Source organism: Kitasatospora sp. NPDC057595, assembly GCF_042800875.1.
In the GTDB taxonomy this organism is placed as follows: Bacteria; Actinomycetota; Actinomycetes; order Streptomycetales; family Streptomycetaceae; genus Kitasatospora.
Genome location: NZ_JBHVGL010000017.1, coordinates 156,610 through 174,099, shown reverse-complemented (window position 1 = coordinate 174,099; position 17,490 = coordinate 156,610). Strand labels below are relative to the sequence as shown.

Genomic DNA, 17,490 nt, shown 5'->3' with positions numbered 1-17,490 from the left:
AAGAACTACCGCCGCCCACGGCAGTGGCCAGCGCCTTCGCCCGCCGCACCGCCGTCGTCACCGGGGCCGCCGGGTTCATCGGCTCGCACCTGTGCGAGCGCCTGCTCAACCTGGGTGCCGAGGTGGTCGGCGTCGACAACCTGCTGACCGGCCGCCTCGACAACCTGTCGGGCCTGCGCTCGGCCGGGCGGTTCAGCTTCCAGACCGACGACGTGAGCAGGCCGTTCGCCGTGGCCGGGCCGGTGGACTTCGTCTTTCACCTGGCCTCGCCCGCGTCGCCGCTCGACTACGCCCGCCACCCGCTGGCCACCCTGAAGGCCGGCGCGATGGGCACCCTCAACGCCCTGGAGCTGGCCGAGGCCAAGCGGGCCCGGTTCCTGCTCGCCTCGACCTCCGAGGTGTACGGCGACCCACTCGTGCACCCGCAGCCGGAGCGGTACTGGGGCAACGTGAACCCGGTCGGCCCTCGGAGTGTGTACGACGAGGCCAAGCGGTACGCCGAGGCCCTGACCTCGTGCTTCCAGCGCTCCGGCAGCACCCGCACCCGGATCGTTCGGATCTTCAACACTTACGGGCCGAGGATGCGCGCCGACGACGGCCGCGCGGTGCCCGCGTTCATCCAGCAGGCGCTGGCGGGCGAGCCGCTCACCGTGGCCGGCGACGGCAGCCAGACCCGCTCCCTGTGCTTCGTGGCCGACACCGTCGAGGGCCTGCTCGCCGCCGCCGTGGCGGAGCACACCGAACCGGTGAACCTGGGCAACCCGCACGAGATCACCATGCTCCAGCTCGCCGAAGAGATCCGGGCACTGGCCGGCTCCTCGTCCGCGATCACCTTCGTGCCGCTGCCCGCCGACGACCCGAAGCGCCGCTGCCCCGACATCGCCTCGGCCCGCGTCCACCTCGGCTGGGAGCCCACCACCCACCTGCGCGACGGCCTGCGCCGGACCGTCGACTGGGCCGATCAGCACTTCCCCTGCCAGGCCACCACCGCCACCACTGGAAGGAGTGCCTAGTGAACACCGCCTCCCACCCGCTGCCCGCGCTCGTCTGCGGGGTCGACGACGGATACGCCCGCCCGCTGCGGACGCTGATGCACTCGATCGCCGCCGCCCACCCGGGCGCCGTCGACGAGCTCCGCCTGATCGTTCTCGACCAGCAGATCAGCGACGCCAACCGGCAGGCGATCCTGCGGGACGCCGACCGCACGGGCCTGCGGACCGAGCTGCGGCCGGCGCCCATGACCGACCCGCGCTACCCGGTCTCCGACTGGGTGAGCGGCGCGGTGTACGTGCGCCTGGCCATCCCGGAGGTCATCCCCGACGAGCGCCGGGTGCTCTACCTGGACGCCGACACCCTGGTGCTCGGGGACTTGCGTCCGCTGCTGAGGCAGTCCCTCGACGGGCGCCCGGTCGGCGCGGTGCGCGACCCACAGAACCCGGTCATCGGCCGCGGCATCCAGCTGCCCGGCTGGGAGAAACTCGGCGTCCCGTACGGCAGGGACTACTTCAACAGCGGCGTCATGCTCATCGACCTCGACCGCTGCGAGCGACTCGGCGTCTTCGACCGGTCCAGGCAGTTCCTGTCCGAGCACCCGGACAAGGTCCGGTTCTGGGACCAGGACGCGCTGAACTGGGCCGTCGACGACAACTGGCACCGGCTGGAGCGGCGTTGGAACACCTTCGCCATGTCGCCGCAGGCCGCCCAGCCCGGGTTCATCCACTACGCCGAGGCCGACAGCCCGCTCGCCCAGCTCCTGGAGGACGAGCAGACCGCCGCCCTATTGCACTTCGCCGGCCCCGACAAGCCCTGGCAGGACGACTACCCGGAAGGCCAGCTCCAGGACACCTACCGACTGTTCCACGACTACGCCGACTCGCGAGGAGCCGAGTGAACGGCCGGAAGCCGCTCTGGCGGCGGCCGTCCTGGTGGCTCGCCGCCGCCGTGGCCGCGCGCAACGTGAACGGGCTGCGGCAGGTCCGCCAAACGCTGGCCCACGTCGACCGGCCCGCCCCGGCCGTTTCGGTGCAGCCGATGGTGCTGCACGTCGTCATCCCGGTGCTGCGCGAGCAGCAGCACATCACCGACGCCCTGGTGTGGTTCGTGCCGCTCCTGCGCGGCTTCCCGGGTTCGACACTGACTCTGGTGTCCACGGCGCGCGAGGAGCGCGAACGCGCACACCTCGTCGGCCGGCTCGCCGGGGCGACGGCGGACGACCTCACGGTGCAGCGCTTCCCGCAGCTGACCAGTGAGGAGTTGACCGCCCTCGCCGAAGCCCTGGCCAAGACCGGCGAGCGTGTGCTCACCCTGGCGACGGCTGCCGAGGCCCTGTCGGCCTTCCCCACGACGGCGGACGTCATCGCGAGCGGGATCGCGGGCCTCCGTGAGCCGGTGGTCCGACACGTCCACTACGAGGGCGACGGGCGGAAGGCGGCGCAGGTGAACGCCGCCGTCGAACAGCTCGCGGCCGACTCCGCCGAGGAGTACGTCGCCGTCTACGACGTGGACTCCCGCCCCAGCCTGGAGCTGCTGCAACGCACCGCCGAGTTCCTGGCCCACCGACGAGCGGAGGACGGCGAGCTGCCCCGTGTCGTCCAGCAGTCCGCCCGCTTCGCTGCCCAAGGCGCCGCCGACACCTGGTGGGAACAGGCCCTGTGCCGAGGTGCTGCCCGCACCCAGACGCTGTGGACTCTCCGCCGCGAGATCCCCAACCTCCGCGGGTACGCCGAATCCGCCTGCCGGGGCCGGAGCTGGCGAGGCCTTGCCCAGACTGTCGGCCACGGCCTGCTCGTCCGCGCCGACGTCTTCCGGCAGGTCGGCGGGCTGCCGACCTTCACCGTCCTCGACGATGTCGCTTTCGGCTACCGGCTCACCCTGGACGGCATCCCCGTCGACAGCCTCCCCTTCACCACCACCGTGCCGGCGGCCGAGTACCTGCCCGAGCTGCTGTCCCAGAGCGAGCGCTGGTTCCAGAGCTACCTCGACTACCCGCAGTGCGCCGCCCGCTGGCACGCCCAGGGCCACGGCAGCCGCCTCGACCACGCCGCAGCGCTCGCCATCGGTGCCTACCGGGGCATGGCCTGGCTGCTGGTCTCGCCCGCGACGGCCGCCTGCCTGGCCCTCGCGCTCGGACCGCGCACACGCCCACCGGTCCGAGCCGCGGCCACGGTCGCGCTCTGGGCAGCCACCGTCGCACCGGTCCGGCAACTCGCCAAGGCCGAAGGCCGCTCGCTGACCATGCGGGAGACCGCCGTGCAGAGCGCGGAGACGATGGCCGGGCTCCTACTCAAGAGCATCGGCCCGATGACCGCCCTCGCCCGCTGGGCCGCCACCGGCAGCAGGCACTCGGCACTCGCCCCCAAGAGCAACCGCCGCACCAAGGACAGGGAGACACCGTGATCCTCGGCATCGAGGGCGTCAGCTGCGTCGGCAAGACCACGCTCGCCGCCATGCTCACCCCTCACCTCAACCGGCCCGCCGTCATCCCCTGCTACTTTCACGCCAGCCCCGACCCCACCCGGCTGCCGGCCCCCGAACCCTTCACCCCGGACCACCAACTCGCCAATATCGCCCAGTTCCTCGACGTCGAAGACCTCCGGCTCGCCCAAGCCCGACAGGCACTTGCCGAGGGCCGGGACGTGATCCTCGACCGCACTGTGGACACTCTCCTCGCCCACGCGCACGCCGTCGGCCGGATGAGCGGCTTCGACTGCGACGACCAGGCCCAGCACGCCGTCACCAGCAGGGCTGTGGCGATGCCCGACCTGACGGTCGTCCTCACCGCAGACCCGGACGTGCTCGCCCGCCGGGCCCGTCTGCGCAAGGGCATGCCGACGATCTTCTACGACCGCCACTTCAGCGAGCACTTCAACGCCTACTTCGACCACCCGCTCGCCTCCGTGGTCGTCCGCCTCGACACCACCATCGGGTCGCCCGAGGAACTCGCCGAACGCGCCCTCGACCGCCTCCGCCGCCGCCTCGGCGAGCACGCGTTGCGGGAGGCATCGTGAAGGCCGCGCTGATCGGCTGCGGCGCCATCGCCAGCCGCTGGGTCCGCTCCCTGCTCGCGGATGGCCGCATCGAGATGACTGCCTTCGTCGACCCCGACCAGCAGGCGGCACGAGCACTCGGGAACCGGTACAAGCTGAGCCCGCAGTTCGCCACGACGCTCGACGAGGCGCTCGCGCTGGCCCCGGTCGATGTCGTCGTCAACCTCACTCCGCCTGACCACCACTACCGCGTCAGCCACGAAGCCCTCGCCCACGGCCTCCACGTCCTGACCGAGAAGCCCCTGGCCCTGAACCTGCCCGACGCCCTCGACCTCGTCCACCTCGCCCGCGAGCGCGGCTTGCTGCTGGCCGTCATGCAGAACCGAGGCACCGACCCTGGCTTCCTCGCCTTCCGCGACACGGTCCACCTCGGTGGCCGGGCGCCCTTCGCCGTCGCCGCCGACACCCTCGTCACCCTCCCCGGCCCGGGCTTCCGCAGCAGCCAGCACCTGCCCGTCACCACCGACCTCGCGGTGCACGCCTTCGACCAGGTCCGCACCCTGGTCACCGCACCGCCGACCGAGGTCACCTGCACCGAGACGCCGACCGGCTTCCTCACCCCGCACAGCGCGATCGCCATGATCACCATGCGGTTCGCCGACGGCTCCCTATTCACCTACCGGGGCGGGTATATCGCGGACCCGCTCCTGCGGACCGATGCCAACGGCGACTGGCGGGTGGAGGCCCAGGACTTCGCCACCCGCTGGGCACCTGACCCGGCCAGCAGCCCCAAGTCGGCCGAAACTGGCCCGCCGGCGTACCAGCGCTGCATCACCGCCATGGTGGACGCCCTCCACCAGCCTGGCGCCGTACCCGTCCCGGCCGTTGGCAACCTCGGCTCCATCGCCCTGCTGGACGCCGCCCTCCAATCGGCGACCAGCCGCCGCCCCGTCCCGGTGCCGGAGGTGCCCGATGTCCGCCCCTGACACCGTGATCAACCGCCCGCACCCGCTGCTGCTCGACGCACTCACCGAAGCAGGCTTCGACGCCACCGGCGCGCGCTTCACGCCTATGCGGTCCGGAACCGACAGCCTTCCCTTCGCCGCCACCACCCGCGACGGCGACGAGCTGGTCATCAAGGTCCGCCGAGCGGGCAGCCGCTCGCGCTACCCAACCGCCGCCTGGGCCTCCGCCCGGATGCGCGAAGCGGGAATCCCCGCCGCCCGCGTCCTCTGGCACAGCAGAGAGGCGTGCGTCGAGGCCCGCTGCCCTGGCTGGCCGATCGAAGCGGAGCCGCCGCAGCCGCAGGACCTGGACGCCGCCGTCCGGGCCAGCGAGGTCCTCCGCCGCCTGCACACCATCGAGGTCAGCAGCTTCGGCCAGCTCGACGGACAGGGCGTCGGCCAACACTCCACCATCCAGGGCTGGTTCCTCGCCCTACCCGACCGCCGTGCCCCCAGCCTGGGCGGCCTTCACCTGCCCGGGCTGCTGAACCGCGCCCGCTTCGTCCTTGAAGCCGGAGCCGACCGCCTCCCGGTGACGACGCCCAAGCTCCTGCACGGAGACTGGGTCGGCCGCCACCTCTTCACCGACGGCCACCACATCACCGGAGTCGTCGACCTGGAGAGCGCCCGCGGCGGCGACCCACTGGCCGAACTCGCCGGCTGGTCCCTGCGCGAACCCGCGCCGATGACCGAAGCCCTCCTCACCGGCTACTTCGACGGACCGTTGCCTGCCGAGAGCCTGCTGCCCCTCGTCCTGTTCCGCCTACGCATCGCGGTCTCGCTCCTGCACGTTCACGTCGCCTTCGACGACCAGGACATGGTGCGGCTGCGGGCCGCACAGATCCAGGCCGACCTCGACGACCTCGACGACGGCCACCTCACCGCCGTCCCCCGAATCACCCCCAACGAGCACTCCGCCGGACGCCGCCGCCCGTAGGCAGCCCCACCCCGACTGGAAGGACGCCATGAACGACCCCAAGGTCACCCTCCCGTTCCCCCGCGAGCCCAAGTACGGCCAGGCCGAGAAGGACGCCGCCCTCAAGCTCCTCGACGACGGGCACCTCTCCGAGATCAACCGCGGCCCGGCCACCAACGCCCTCGAAGCGGCCTTCGCCCGCCTCATCGGCACCCGCCACGCACTGTCGTTCAACTCCGGCACCGCCTCCCTGCACGCCGCGCTCCACGCGGTCGGCGCCAACCCCGAAGCCGGCGTCGCCGTCTCCCCGATGACCTGGATCTCCGCCATCACTGCGGTCTTCCAGGCTGGCAGCTACCCCGTCTTCTGCGACATCGAGCCGGACAGCCCGAACATCGCCGCCACCGCCGTCGCCCGGGTCGCCGACGAGTGCTCCGCCGTCCTCGCCACCCACACCTGGGGCATCCCCGCCCGCATGGACCAGCTCGCCGAGGTCACTGACCTGCCGATCGTCGAGGACTGCTCGCACGCCCACGGAGCCCTCTACCAGGGCCGGGCCGTCGGCTCCTGGGGCGCCGCCGGGTGCTTCAGCCTCCAGGAGTCCAAGTCCGTCTCCGGCGGCGAAGGCGGCGTCCTCACCACCTCCGACCGGGAGGTCTACGAGCGCGCCCTCACCCTCGGCCATCACCCCGCCCGGCTCGCCGCCGAACTAACCCTCCCCGAACTGAAGCCGCTCGCCGACACCGGAGCCGCCTACAAGTACCGGATGCCCGCCCTCTCCGCCGCCATCGCCCGCCAGCAACTGCACTCCCTGCCCGACCGGATGCTCGCCGCCGAACAGAACCTCGCGACCCTCCGCGAAGCCCTAGAGGAGTACGACGCGCCCGTCGCCTGGCCCGCGATCGGTGAACTCTCCGTCCGCGGCTGGTACGGAACCCCGCTGACGATCAACGTCCGCGTGCCCGACCCGAAGGAGCTCCACGAGAAATGCCGGGCCGCTGGCATCCCCGTCCGCTCCCAGTACGAGGACTGGACCCAGACCCCGCTGCTGCAACGCCTCGACCTGGCCGCCCGCTACTGGCCCCACCTCGCCGACAGCCCCTACCAACCGCCGAGCAGGGACGAGCTGCCGAACTACTACAAGGCCCTGCGCCAGATGATCGTCCTCAAGGTGCCGCAGGTCCTATCCCCGGGCTACATGGAGCAGGTGGCCGAAGCCCTCGCCGCCGTCCTGTCGCGCATCGTGCTCACGGCATAGCCGCGAACGCCTCCTGCACGTCCTCGCGCCGCTCCGTCCACCACGCCAGGAACCGCTCAGCGGGCAGGAACAGGTGATCGCACGAGTGATCGTCGCGGTCGTAGTGGAAGACCAACTGCCAGTAGTCCGACATGCGCTTCCACCACAGCCGCTCCACCGCGTCCGCCAGCGCTGGCACCGGGATCGGCACCACCGACCGGTAGCCGGCCACGAACGCCGAAGTCCGGTCCAGGTCGAGGAAGCCGTCCTCACCGCCAAACTGCACCGTGGCGGTACGGGCGACCTCCTCGCCGAACGGCCGCACCCGAATCCGGTCCCAGTCGATCACCCCGACGATCGCACCGTCCCGCCACAACACATTCCGATGCTGCACGTCACCATGCGTCCACCCCATCGGGCCGACCGCCACCTCGCCAGCCGGACGCTCGTGCCCGTACCTCTCCAACAGCACCTTGCGCTCGGCCAGCGCCACGGCCGCCTCGGCGTCGAACGCCGTCCGGCTCTCCAGCCCCACGATCAAGGCGAGGAAGCGGTCCGTCTCCTGGTGAGCCTCGGCGGGCGTGGTCACCGAGACGGTCACCTGCTCCGGCCCCGGCGGGAGTAGGCCCGCCAGTCGCTCACCGTTCAAGCTCCGATGGATCCGACCGAGGAGAACTCCGAGGTCACCGGCCTGCTCGATCGAGAGTGCCGTACCCGGCTGGTGGTTCCCCTCTGTCCATGGGGTCAGGCAGTACCCACGGCCAGCGACCTCGACCACCGCGTCCCCAGCCGAGGAGATCCTCGCCCTACCCACCGGCAGGCCATCGTCGACCAGCGCCGACAGCACAGCCAGGTTCCGACGTGCCAGGGGCAACGGCACATCCATGATTCGCTTCAACGCGAACGAGCCCTCGGCCGTATCCAGCCGCCAGTTCCCATTCATCAAGCCGTCCGACAGGAAGCGGCACTCCCGGACCTCACCCAGCCCGAAAGCCTCGCTGAGAACCGCCAGATCCTCTGCGATCTCGCTGTACCGAGCGCTACACAGAGCGCCGAAAGTCGCGTCCGTCACCCCTAGCAGGCTAGCGGAGCCGAGGCATCGAAGCGGTCGGTTCAGAAGGTTTCAGCCGCCCTGGTCACGGTTCGGACGACGAGTCCCACCAAGTTGCCGGTTAGACCTCATCGTCCGGTGGCGCCGATGAACGCCAAGGTCAACGACACTGCCAGTAGTCGCCGGGCGAAGATCTGGTGATCGTCGCCGTCATCCTCCGCTCGCTTGGGAAGGGAGCTCGGCGACCACAGTCCATGGCCGGTGTCCGTCCCGGTGGCACTCCGCTCGCAGACGCACGGGCTGCGTTGCGTTGCGGGTGAGCCAACCCAATGGGTCACTCTCGAACCAGCTCGGAGCCGGCGTGTACTCCATGAGGCGGATCAGTTGCTCACCGCGCTCCAGACCAACGAGCACGACTTCCCGGCCCGGCTCCATGACGCCGTTGACATCCGGCCGGAAGCGATATGGCCCCCAGATCATCCGCGCCAGTTCCTGGGGCCGGTGATCAGGATCCGCGGCGAGCGCCGCGTGGTCAATGCCGGCCTCGTCCCGCACTGACAGGGTGATCCGGTCAAGACGATCGAGGCCGACCGGCCCCACCAACTCGATCCGCAGCGCCCTGGGAGAGCCCGTGGAACCGTCCAAGATGAACCGCAGTTCGGGCGTGAGGTCCCGATGCCAGCGGTCCCGTTCGATCCTCGTCATCTCCTGAGCCGCCGTTGCGGACGCCGAAGCTGCGGCGGCTGCCTGCCGCGTCGCCCAGACCGTCAGACCGACAGCCACGAGGGCCGCTATCGCACTGACCGCAGTCCAGAACGTCTCATCCATGGCGCCGGACGATACTCGCGAGCGAGGGGAGCTGCCATGCTCTTCTTCGACTGCTCAGTGGGTGAGCCCGTCGATCAGCTTGCCGAGGTTGCGCACGGCCCGGTCGGTGGCGCCCCGGGCTGCCAGCGCACCCAGGAGAACATCTCGCTCCAGCACCCCCGCGCTCTGCAGGCTCAGCAGGATGCGGTGAGCCTGCTCTTTGCCGAACCGGTCGCCGAAGCCGTTGTTCTTGTAGAGGTTCAGTCGCTCGATGGCCTTCGCCATCTCGGGACGGAGCGCTGCCGGCTGCTCATCGGGCCTGGTCAGATCAACCGCACCCAGCTGACTGGCCCAGCCGCCGAGCGGAAAGCCGCCAATACTCTCCACGACGGCGAGCGACGATCCACGAGCGAGTCCCGCAGCAAAGTTGAGAGCCTTCTCGTCCGGCACGTAGGCCAGGACGGGACCGACGCCACTGCCCACACGGCTCCGCGCAGCGCGCCGGGTCGTGACAGTGTGCTCGGCCGCGAAGGTGCGCAACGACGGAATCTGCTCCTCCACGCCGAAGGCGTTGACCACAAGAACACCGGAGGCGTCCTGCTCGGCGCACTCCCGCCGTACCCACGCCACCGCAAGGTCCGCGGCCAGTTCCCACTCCCGCTCGGGATCGTCGTCCGGCACCCAGGCAGCCCGCACGATGCTGTTCACCACGGTCGAGTCCTCTCCCGCAAGCAGATCGCCGAGATGCGACCTGACCGATCACGTTAGCGGCCACCTCCGACACGTCGGAGGTGGCCGCTGTCGGCCGGAACCGGCGGGCTTGGACGCCGCAGGGTGAGCCAGAGACCAGCGAGTTCAGCCCACAACGCCCGGCAGTTGCTCCGTCAGGCGGCGCTTGTGGTCATTGGTGCGGGTGGACAATGCTCAAGCTGAGATTCCCTGAGCAGCCGCGCTCCTGACTTCGGCCTCCGCGAGCTGCGCGGCGAGGATCCTGAGTTTCGGGAGGTACGCCTCGATGTCTTCGATCACCTGGCGGAGGTCGGCGGCGTTGAGATCCGTCCAGTTGTCGAGGAGCATCCCGCAGATCGGTTCGCCATCGAAGGTCGCCAGGTGTGCGCCGAGATAGGGTCCGACGTGGCCGGGGTTACGGCGGTCGACCGCCGTAAGGGTGATCTCGGCACCCTCGCAGTCCGAGTGTGGTGCAATGCCCTTCACGCACCACGGATGAGCACGGCAGCCATCAACGACAGCTCGCGGGCATCCGACAGCAGCGAGCCGCTCGGCCTCTTCGTCGATCCGGTTAGCCTGGTCGCGCAGCTGCGCGGCGTAGCCTCGAGCCTCGTCCTGGTTCATCTCCAGGTCGGCACCGTAGCCCCAACCTTCGATGATCGGCTCACAGCCCTCCTCTGCGAGCCAGGTGCGCCGGACGGTGAAGACCGGATTTCCGAGAGGCCCGTGGATCGTGTGCTCGGGGCCGTGGTGGTCGAACTGGTTGCACGGAGCCCCATAGCTGGTCGAGTCCGAGTGATCGATGACGCAGCCGGGCATCCCGGTGCACGGCTGAGCGCCCGCCGGAGTGGCCCTCGGTCCCGAAATCGGGCCCGGCAGCACAGAGGGCTGCGTAGTGAGACGGATGGGGAAGGCATTGTCCGGCATATCGCTCCGTAGGTAGCGGGAATCGAGGTGTTCCTGACTCTCGCAGCGACCGCCGAGCAACTGGATCTAGATTGGGAAACCGTGCTGACGCGCGTCGCCCAGCAGGTACGCTGCCTGGGCTGTGAGTCCGCCTCCGACCGGTCGGGCTGCAGAGTACGTTGGCCCCATCTGCCGACCTATCAGAGGTCGGGACGACACGGGAAAGCCATTGGCAGATCCTCAACGGTTGAGCGTCCCACTGCCAAACCTCGGTGCTTCCAGCTCGGGGCACCCAGAGCTGGAAGCACCCTTGGCGATCAGCGTCCGCGCGCAGATGCTCCGTAAGAAGTGCCGGTTCGCCGACACCTACCCCGCTGCCAAGCCATGGGGGGTGAGCCCAGTCCCCACCACGGCACCGCCCCGACCTGACCGACCGTTACTGGCCGCACCTCGATGGGCCCATATTCGCGAAGCGCATGCCTCCCGATCACCGAAAGCATTTTAGGCTCACCCCTCGAACAAGCTGGCAAAAATCGCGTCGAACTCGCAACTGTCGACAGCGGAGCCGCCGTTCAGCAGCACCCGGATTGAGTCGCCGTCCGGATACTGTTCACAAAACTCCTGCGCCTGGGCGGGCTTATCCGTCCCCTTGCCTCGCGGATAGTAGCTCTCGATGTCACCACGTTCGAGGACATAGATCCGCTCAGTGCGAAGCTGCTCGAGGAGTTGCACCTTGAGCTCCCTAACCTGCTCGTCAGTCGGATTCGCCAACTCGGCTCGCCGCTGCCCCCGTGTTTCATTCCCCTCGAAGAAGGCATCCATCGCGGCCACAACTTCGTCAAGCGTTCCAAGTCCTGCGGCTTGTTTCTCCCTAGCGCCCTTTACTGCCTGCCATTGCCGCTTGATCTCCCCCGACTTCTGCATCGACTGCAGTTGCTTACGCGACAGCTCTCCTCCCGCTGACGCCAAATCTCCCAACCTCTTCACCAACTGCTGCTGAATTTCGGTGCTCGACTTACCAGCCCCGAGCTTGTCGAAACCATCAGTGATGGCGTCCAGGTCAACCAAGACGGCGACCCGGACCCCGAATCGCTCGAAGAACCCCCGATACCTTGCCACCCGAGCCTTTCCGCCAAGGCGGGCAATCGCGATGGAGCGCTGCTCAAAATCCCACTTCTCGTTCAGTGACTTAGCCAGGTGTGGCATTAGAATGTGGTCGCTGTCCCCTTCCACCAACAGGACGTCGTTACAGAAGAAGGCAGCGTCATTGTTCTCTTGCCGGATCAGTTGGAACTGATCTTTCAGTGCAAGGTCTGATAGATCGATGGGGAACGCTTTGGCCTCAGGCGGGGAAATAGTGTAGTCCTTGGCCAGCTTGACGAAGGTTCCAGTGGCCTGAGGGCTAAAGAAGCTACTGGAGTGCGTACTGACCAGGACGTGGTTGTCCTCCGCAAACACCTTGAGAGATTCGAACAGTTGGCGCTGCGCCTGCGGGTGGAGGAAAAGTTCAGGTTCCTCAAAGAGCAACAGGTAGGGACGAGGGCTCGCGCCCTGGTCCACTTCCCGCTCACTAGCGCGAAGGTCGACATAAGTTCGCAGGATCGCAAAGGTGACCGAGCGGCGAAGTCCGTCCCCCTTGCTCTTGAAGTCACTTCGAATACCGTCGTCAATCGCGATCCGGGCGTTCGACAGGACGCTGCGAAGCTCCGGCGGCGGGAACTCGATGCTGATCGATGCCCGCGGGAACGCTTGCTGGAGGTTGCCCTCCAGCATTGCTTCAATCGTCTGGACCTGGGGAAGTCGCTCATCCTTGGTCGAGCCATCGGGATGCACCTGGAGGTTCAGTGCCTTGTGTAGCTGGCTGAAGACCTCCTCCATCTCTCCGAAGTGTCCCTTTGTCTGGCTGAACAAGATCCCCAGAAGCTTGCCGAAGGATGCCGCTTCGCTCGTCTTGAGGTCGTCGCTGAGATCCTTCACCGCCGGGATGTAGATCACCTCTGGCAGCAGCGCTTGCACGGAGCTATCGATACCGGTCGACAACCCAATATCCCTGAGTTCCAACTCCGCCTCCGGCAGAGCATCGATCAGGTCCTGCACGGCCTCCTTGACAGCCTTCTGAGTCGTCTTCGCAGCCAGGACGCCCTGCAACTCCGGAAAGACGAAGACAGCAGCTTCGCGCAACTCCGCGCCGGCCTTCTTGGCCACTACCTCGGCAACCGCCTCTGGGCGGAACCGATCCTCCTTGGGCACCATGGCCATTCGACGGAGCGCTCCCTTGCCGCTCTCACCGTAGACCCTTGCCAGTACCAATCGCCCGTCCTCGACAACCTCTGTAATTCGTTGTCGGTGCTCTGGTACGAGTCGAGCCAGGTCAGCATCACCGATCTCGGTCAGGGTGACTTCGATCTGCAGATTGATCCTGCGATCGTAGTAGTCGGTCGGCTTGAGCGAAGGCCCGTTGAAGAACACGTCCAGTGCCTGTAGGACGGTGGACTTCCCGGCATTGTTCTCACCGATGATGCACCCGAAGGACGACATCGGCAGGGTCAACTCCCGGATCCCTCGGAAGTTCCTGATGATCAACTGAGAAATACGCAACGCCGGTTCCTCGCTGTAGTCCACCCACCGTCGATCACCTTAGAGGATCAGCTCCAAGTCAGGCGCCTTGTCGGTGTACGCGCACGAGTCGACACACCGCGAACTCGGCGGCCGTGGACCCGCTAACCAACCGAACGGGCTGGGAAGAGTCCTTCCGTGGGACGACAGCAGCGCAGGACCGTCCTTCGGATACGTGTGTGAAGTCCGAATGCGCGGCGCTGCGAACTGATACGAGATGGGGGCACATCCAGGGCACATGAGGGCCAAAAGTGCCGCTGACCAGTGCGAGCTACTGAAGGTAGTTTCGCCTGGTCAGCGGCACTTTTACGGTCGAACTCGCAGGTCACGGGCTTGCGGGGATCAAAAGATCCTCAAGTGGCAGGACGACGCCCTGCTCCCCCGGGCGTCCTGACGGGTCCGCCCCGGCCCGCGGGGGCGGGGCGGGTGGGCCGGTGGTGGTGGGGGTCAGTCGCGGGTGGGCTTGCGGCGGCGGGCGACCAGCAGGGCGGCGGTGCCGAGGAGGACGGCGGCGCCGCCGGTGATGGCGATCGGCGTGGTGGCGCTGCTCGCGCCGGTGTCGGCGAGGCGGGTGCCGGTGGCGCCGGTGCCGGTCGAGCCGCCGGTGGTGCCGGCCGGGCGGACGGTGGCGCTCGGCGAGGGCGAGCCGCTCGCGGTCGGGGTGGTGGTGGCCGTGGCGGTCGGGGTGGCGGACGCGGTCGAGGTCGGAGTGGTGGTGGCCGAGGGGGACGCCGTGGCCGGGGCCTTGTCGACGGCCTTGACGGTGGAGGAGTACGCGCCGATCAGCCGGTTGCAGGTGTACTTGACGTTCTGCGGGCCCACTCCGTACGGGAGAACCTCGGAGGCGCCGTCGAGGGAGAGGTGGAACTCCTGCCACGGCGAGTCGGAGACGGTGAGCCGGATCGTCGCCGTGATCATCTCGTTCGGCTTGACCTGGAAGGAGCCGAGGGACACCGAGCCGTGGTCGGTCGTCGCGTCGGCCGGCTTCCAGGCGCCGTTCTGGACCTTGACCTCCGACTTGGGCTTCCAGAGCCCCTTGGTGGAGTCGATCTTGTAGGTGAGCGCGAAGTCCGTCAGCGTGGTCGAGCTGGTGTTCTGGAAGGAGACGGCGATCTCCTGCGCCGTGCCGTCCTTGACGAGCGTGAACTCGGCGGGGCTGACGTGGACCGGCATCTTGACGTCGCGCTGGTACATGCAGCCGGAGGGCAGCGTCGGCGTGGCGGACGGGGTCGCGGTCGGCGTGGCCGTGCCGGTGGCGGTCGGGGTGGCCGTCGCCGACGGGGTGTCGGTCGGTTCGGCGGTCGCTTCGGTGGTCGGCGCGCCGGTCGGCTCGGCGGTCGCGGTGGCCGAGGGCTCGGAGGTCGGGTCCGCGGCGAAGGCGCCGGAGGTGCCGGCCACGGTCATCCCGGTGGTCAGGACGAGCAGGGCGGCTGCGGCGGTCAGACGGGAGGTGCGCACGATCACGGCTCCGGCGGTCGTTGGCGGTGACGGGTGGTCAAGGCTCTGTCAGGTGGACGTCCGAGGGATACGAACGGTTGTGCGTACCCCTCGGACCTCTTCGGTCGGCGATCAGCCGTGCGCGCCGGCCTTGCGGCGGCGCAGCGCGAGCAGCGTCCCGGCGCCGGCCGCGAGCACGACGGCGCCGCCGACGGCGATCGGCAGGGTGTTGGAGCTGGAGCCGGTTTCGGCCAGGTGCGGCCCGCTCGCCGCGGCCGGCGAGGCGGAGGCGGAGGGCTTGGCGGAGGTGGACGCGGTACCGGTGGCCCCGGCCAGGGTCAGCTTGAACTCGCCCTCGTAGTAGTTGATGTACTGCGTGCAGCCGTTCTTGTCGGGCTTGGCCGGGTGGGGCAGCACGGTGTTGTCCATGGCCGTGTCGCCACCGCCGAAGTTGCCCGAGTACTTGGCCAGCGGCGCCTTGGCGGTGGGCGTGATGCGGAACTGGAGGGTGAGCTTCTCGCCCTTGCCGAGCCGGAAGGTGCCGGTATCGGCGGAGGAGTTGTTCATCTGCGCGGGCTTCCAGTCCTGGCCGGGCGCGCGGAACTGGACGGTGAAGTAGTCCTTGTCCCACGCGTGGCTGTCGACGCCGTCCTCCCGGTCGAACACGGACAGGTAGAGGTAGGTGTGGAACTTCGGCAGCTCGACCTCGCTGAGGTTCTCCCAGGTGACCGAGGTCTCCTGGGTCGTACCAGGGGCGATGGTGGTGCCCCACAGCCCGGTGCCGCCGACCTTCAGCCAGTCGTAGCCCTGGTACACGCCGCCCGAGCAGCCGGAGCCCGGTGCGGTGGTCGGCAGCAAGGTCGGCGGGACAGAGGGCCGGTTCGTCGGGGTGGCCGTGGTGGTGGCGCTCGGGGAGGTGCTCGCCGAGGGGGTGGCGGTGGCGCTCGGGGTGACGGTAGCGGTAGCGGTGGCCGTCGCGGACGCCGTGGCCGTGGCCGTGTCGCTGGCCGACGGCGTGGGCGGGACGGCGACGGCGCCGGCGGTGGCCGCGCCGGCCGTCGCACCGAGGGAGAGCACGAGCAGGGTGGACGCGGCCAGGAGGCGGGAAGAGCGCAAGGTCTTGGCTCCAGCGTTTCTTGATGAACTATGTCCGAATATGGGCAACTTGGCGACCGGATCCGAGAGCCCGGTGGCGTCGCAGGAGCGGCACCCTACGGGACGTGGGCGAAGGGCCTTCATCCGGGGTGGCCGGAAAGCGACCCCGGCCGGACGCCTGGCCCGGTTCCCGGTGATGGACCTGACCGGTCGTCGGGGCGAGGGTGGAGCCATGACCGCCGAAGCGAACGCCAGCCCGAGCCCCGACCGCTTGCCGGACCGTTTGCCCGACGCGGACGCCCCGCCGTACGGGGGCGGTGACCCGTACGCCGACTACCGGGCCGCCGAGTTCCCGTTCACCGCCCTGGTCGACCTCGCCGACCGCCGGCTCGGCGGCGCCGTCGTCGCCGCCAACGACGAGCTGTTCGCCGAACGGGAGAACCTGCTGCTGCCCCGGCCGGCCGAGTTCCGCCCGCACACCTTCGGCAACAAGGGCCAGCTCATGGACGGCTGGGAGACCCGCCGCCGTCGGGGCGCCGGCGCCGACCGCCCGCACCCGGCCGAGGACGACCACGACTGGGCGCTGGTCCGGCTGGGCGTGCCGGGCGTCGTGCACGGCGTCGTCGTCGACACCGCGCACTTCCGGGGCAACCACCCGCGGCAGATCGCCGTCGAGGGCGCCGAACTCCCCGGCACCCCGGGCCCGGAGGAGCTGCTGGCCGCGGCGACCGGCTGGCACCCGCTGGTCCCCCGCTCCCCGGTGCGCGGCCACGCCGCCAACGGCTTCGCCGTCGCCGACCGCCGCCGCTTCACCCACCTGCGGCTCAGCCAGTACCCCGACGGCGGCATCGCCCGCTTCCGGGTGCACGGCGAGGCCCGTCCCGACCCCGGCTGGCTGGCCGCGCTCGGCACCTTCGACCTGGCCGCGGTGGAGAACGGCGGCGCCGTCGAGGACGCTTCGGACCGCTACTACTCCGCCCCGGCAAGCCTCCTCCTGCCCGGGAAGTCCCGGGCGATGGGCGACGGTTGGGAGAACCGCCGGCGCCGGGACGCGGGCCACGACTGGGTCCGGCTGCGGCTGGCCGGGCGGGGCGCGGTCCGGGCGGTGGAGATCGACACCGGCTACTACGTCGGCAACGCGGCCGGCTGGGCGGCGCTGTCCGGCCGGGACGAGCGGGGCGCGGACCCCGGGGAGTGGTTCGAGCTGGTGCCGCGCACCCGGCTGCAGCCGGACGCCGTGCACCGCCTGGTGATCGACGCCCCGCGCCCGGCCACCCACGTCCGGCTGGACGTCTTCCCGGACGGCGGGATCGCCCGGCTGCGGCTCTGGGGCGGGCTGGTCTGACTCCCGCAGGTCCGGTCCGGCATCGGGGGCCGCTCCGCTTGCCGGGCCCGCCGGGCCGCCGGACGATGGGGTAATGATGCACCGGATGCGTGCCGAGTACGCCCCCGGCGGCGCCTCCGCCGGGGTGCGGATGTGGCACATGGTCCGCGGCGGCGGGAGCGTGGCGATGTGCGGCCGGGAGCTGGACGAGCGGGCACCCGCCCGGGAGGCGGCGGACTGGGGCCGCACCCGCGAACTCTGCTGCCACACCTGCGGGGCCTACCTGCTGCGCGAGGCGCCCTGGCTGGGCGACGAGCACCGGCCGGGCCGGCCCGGTGACCAGCGGGAATCGGCCTGGCCGACGGAGTGAGCGCCGCACCGG

At 69.7% G+C, this 17,490-nt stretch carries 16 protein-coding genes; 9 read left to right on the top strand and 7 right to left on the bottom strand.

Going from position 1 to position 17,490, the window contains the following annotated elements; all coding sequences use genetic code 11:
• Positions 1–23 precede the first annotated feature (23 nt).
• From ACFU9E_RS24660 to ACFU9E_RS24630, 7 genes are read left to right on the top strand one after another with little or no spacing between them, the layout of a single operon-like run.
• Positions 24–1,013 carry a UDP-glucuronic acid decarboxylase family protein gene (locus tag ACFU9E_RS24660; protein WP_380683872.1) on the top strand — a complete coding sequence of 330 codons (990 nt, stop codon included), beginning with the start codon at positions 24–26 and terminating at the stop codon, positions 1,011–1,013.
• The gene (locus ACFU9E_RS24655) at positions 1,013–1,891 is read left to right on the top strand and encodes a glycosyltransferase family 8 protein (RefSeq protein WP_380683866.1); all 879 of its coding nucleotides are present in this window, start codon (positions 1,013–1,015) and stop codon (positions 1,889–1,891) included. Before ACFU9E_RS24660 ends, ACFU9E_RS24655 begins: the two co-directional genes overlap by 1 nt.
• Entirely contained in the window at positions 1,888–3,396 is a 1,509-nt protein-coding gene (locus ACFU9E_RS24650; RefSeq protein WP_380683865.1) for a glycosyltransferase family 2 protein, read from the top strand. Before ACFU9E_RS24655 ends, ACFU9E_RS24650 begins: the two co-directional genes overlap by 4 nt.
• Positions 3,393–4,007: a hypothetical protein gene (locus tag ACFU9E_RS24645; RefSeq protein ID WP_380683864.1), complete on the top strand. Its 615-nt coding sequence runs from the start codon at positions 3,393–3,395 to the stop codon at positions 4,005–4,007. Before ACFU9E_RS24650 ends, ACFU9E_RS24645 begins: the two co-directional genes overlap by 4 nt.
• The gene (locus tag ACFU9E_RS24640) at positions 4,004–4,972 is read left to right on the top strand and encodes a Gfo/Idh/MocA family protein (RefSeq protein WP_380683862.1); all 969 of its coding nucleotides are present in this window, start codon (positions 4,004–4,006) and stop codon (positions 4,970–4,972) included. Before ACFU9E_RS24645 ends, ACFU9E_RS24640 begins: the two co-directional genes overlap by 4 nt.
• Positions 4,959–5,927, top strand: coding sequence for a phosphotransferase family protein (locus ACFU9E_RS24635; RefSeq protein ID WP_380683860.1), 969 nt, complete (start codon positions 4,959–4,961; stop codon positions 5,925–5,927). The genes ACFU9E_RS24640 and ACFU9E_RS24635 overlap by 14 nt, the downstream gene beginning before the upstream one ends.
• Positions 5,928–5,955: 28 nt before the next feature.
• On the top strand, positions 5,956–7,164 hold the full coding sequence (locus ACFU9E_RS24630; protein ID WP_380683859.1) for a DegT/DnrJ/EryC1/StrS family aminotransferase: 1,209 nt from the start codon (positions 5,956–5,958) through the stop codon (positions 7,162–7,164).
• Here the strand turns inward: ACFU9E_RS24630 and ACFU9E_RS24625 are convergent.
• The 7 genes from ACFU9E_RS24625 to ACFU9E_RS24595 all read right to left on the bottom strand — a co-directional run bounded on the left by ACFU9E_RS24625 (position 7,154) and on the right by ACFU9E_RS24595 (position 15,805).
• Positions 7,154–8,215 (bottom strand): phosphotransferase, encoded by a 1,062-nt coding sequence (locus ACFU9E_RS24625; protein ID WP_380683857.1) that lies wholly within the window; start codon positions 8,213–8,215, stop codon positions 7,154–7,156. The genes ACFU9E_RS24630 and ACFU9E_RS24625 overlap by 11 nt on opposite strands.
• Before the next feature lie 189 nt (positions 8,216–8,404).
• Complete coding sequence (locus ACFU9E_RS24620) at positions 8,405–9,022, bottom strand: hypothetical protein (protein ID WP_380683855.1); 618 nt, start codon at positions 9,020–9,022, stop codon at positions 8,405–8,407.
• Positions 9,023–9,076: 54 nt separating this feature from the next.
• Positions 9,077–9,712, bottom strand: a complete 636-nt coding sequence (locus ACFU9E_RS24615; RefSeq protein WP_380683854.1) for a hypothetical protein — start codon at positions 9,710–9,712, stop codon at positions 9,077–9,079.
• 213 nt (positions 9,713–9,925) lie between these two features.
• Positions 9,926–10,657 (bottom strand): hypothetical protein, encoded by a 732-nt coding sequence (locus tag ACFU9E_RS24610; protein WP_380683853.1) that lies wholly within the window; start codon positions 10,655–10,657, stop codon positions 9,926–9,928.
• Between the two features lie 486 nt (positions 10,658–11,143).
• Positions 11,144–13,258, bottom strand: a complete 2,115-nt coding sequence (locus tag ACFU9E_RS24605; RefSeq protein ID WP_380683852.1) for an ATP-dependent endonuclease — start codon at positions 13,256–13,258, stop codon at positions 11,144–11,146.
• Between the two features lie 441 nt (positions 13,259–13,699).
• Positions 13,700–14,710: an LPXTG cell wall anchor domain-containing protein gene (locus tag ACFU9E_RS24600; protein WP_380683851.1), complete on the bottom strand. Its 1,011-nt coding sequence runs from the start codon at positions 14,708–14,710 to the stop codon at positions 13,700–13,702.
• Between the two features lie 111 nt (positions 14,711–14,821).
• Positions 14,822–15,805 (bottom strand): LAETG motif-containing sortase-dependent surface protein, encoded by a 984-nt coding sequence (locus ACFU9E_RS24595; protein WP_380683850.1) that lies wholly within the window; start codon positions 15,803–15,805, stop codon positions 14,822–14,824.
• A 211-nt stretch (positions 15,806–16,016) separates the two neighbouring features.
• Between ACFU9E_RS24595 and alc the strand changes: the two genes are divergently transcribed.
• Positions 16,017–17,129 (top strand): allantoicase, encoded by a 1,113-nt coding sequence (gene alc, locus ACFU9E_RS24590; protein WP_380683849.1) that lies wholly within the window; start codon positions 16,017–16,019, stop codon positions 17,127–17,129.
• 85 nt (positions 17,130–17,214) lie between these two features.
• Positions 17,215–17,478, top strand: coding sequence for a hypothetical protein (locus ACFU9E_RS24585; protein ID WP_355362218.1), 264 nt, complete (start codon positions 17,215–17,217; stop codon positions 17,476–17,478).
• Positions 17,479–17,490: the final 12 nt, after the last annotated feature.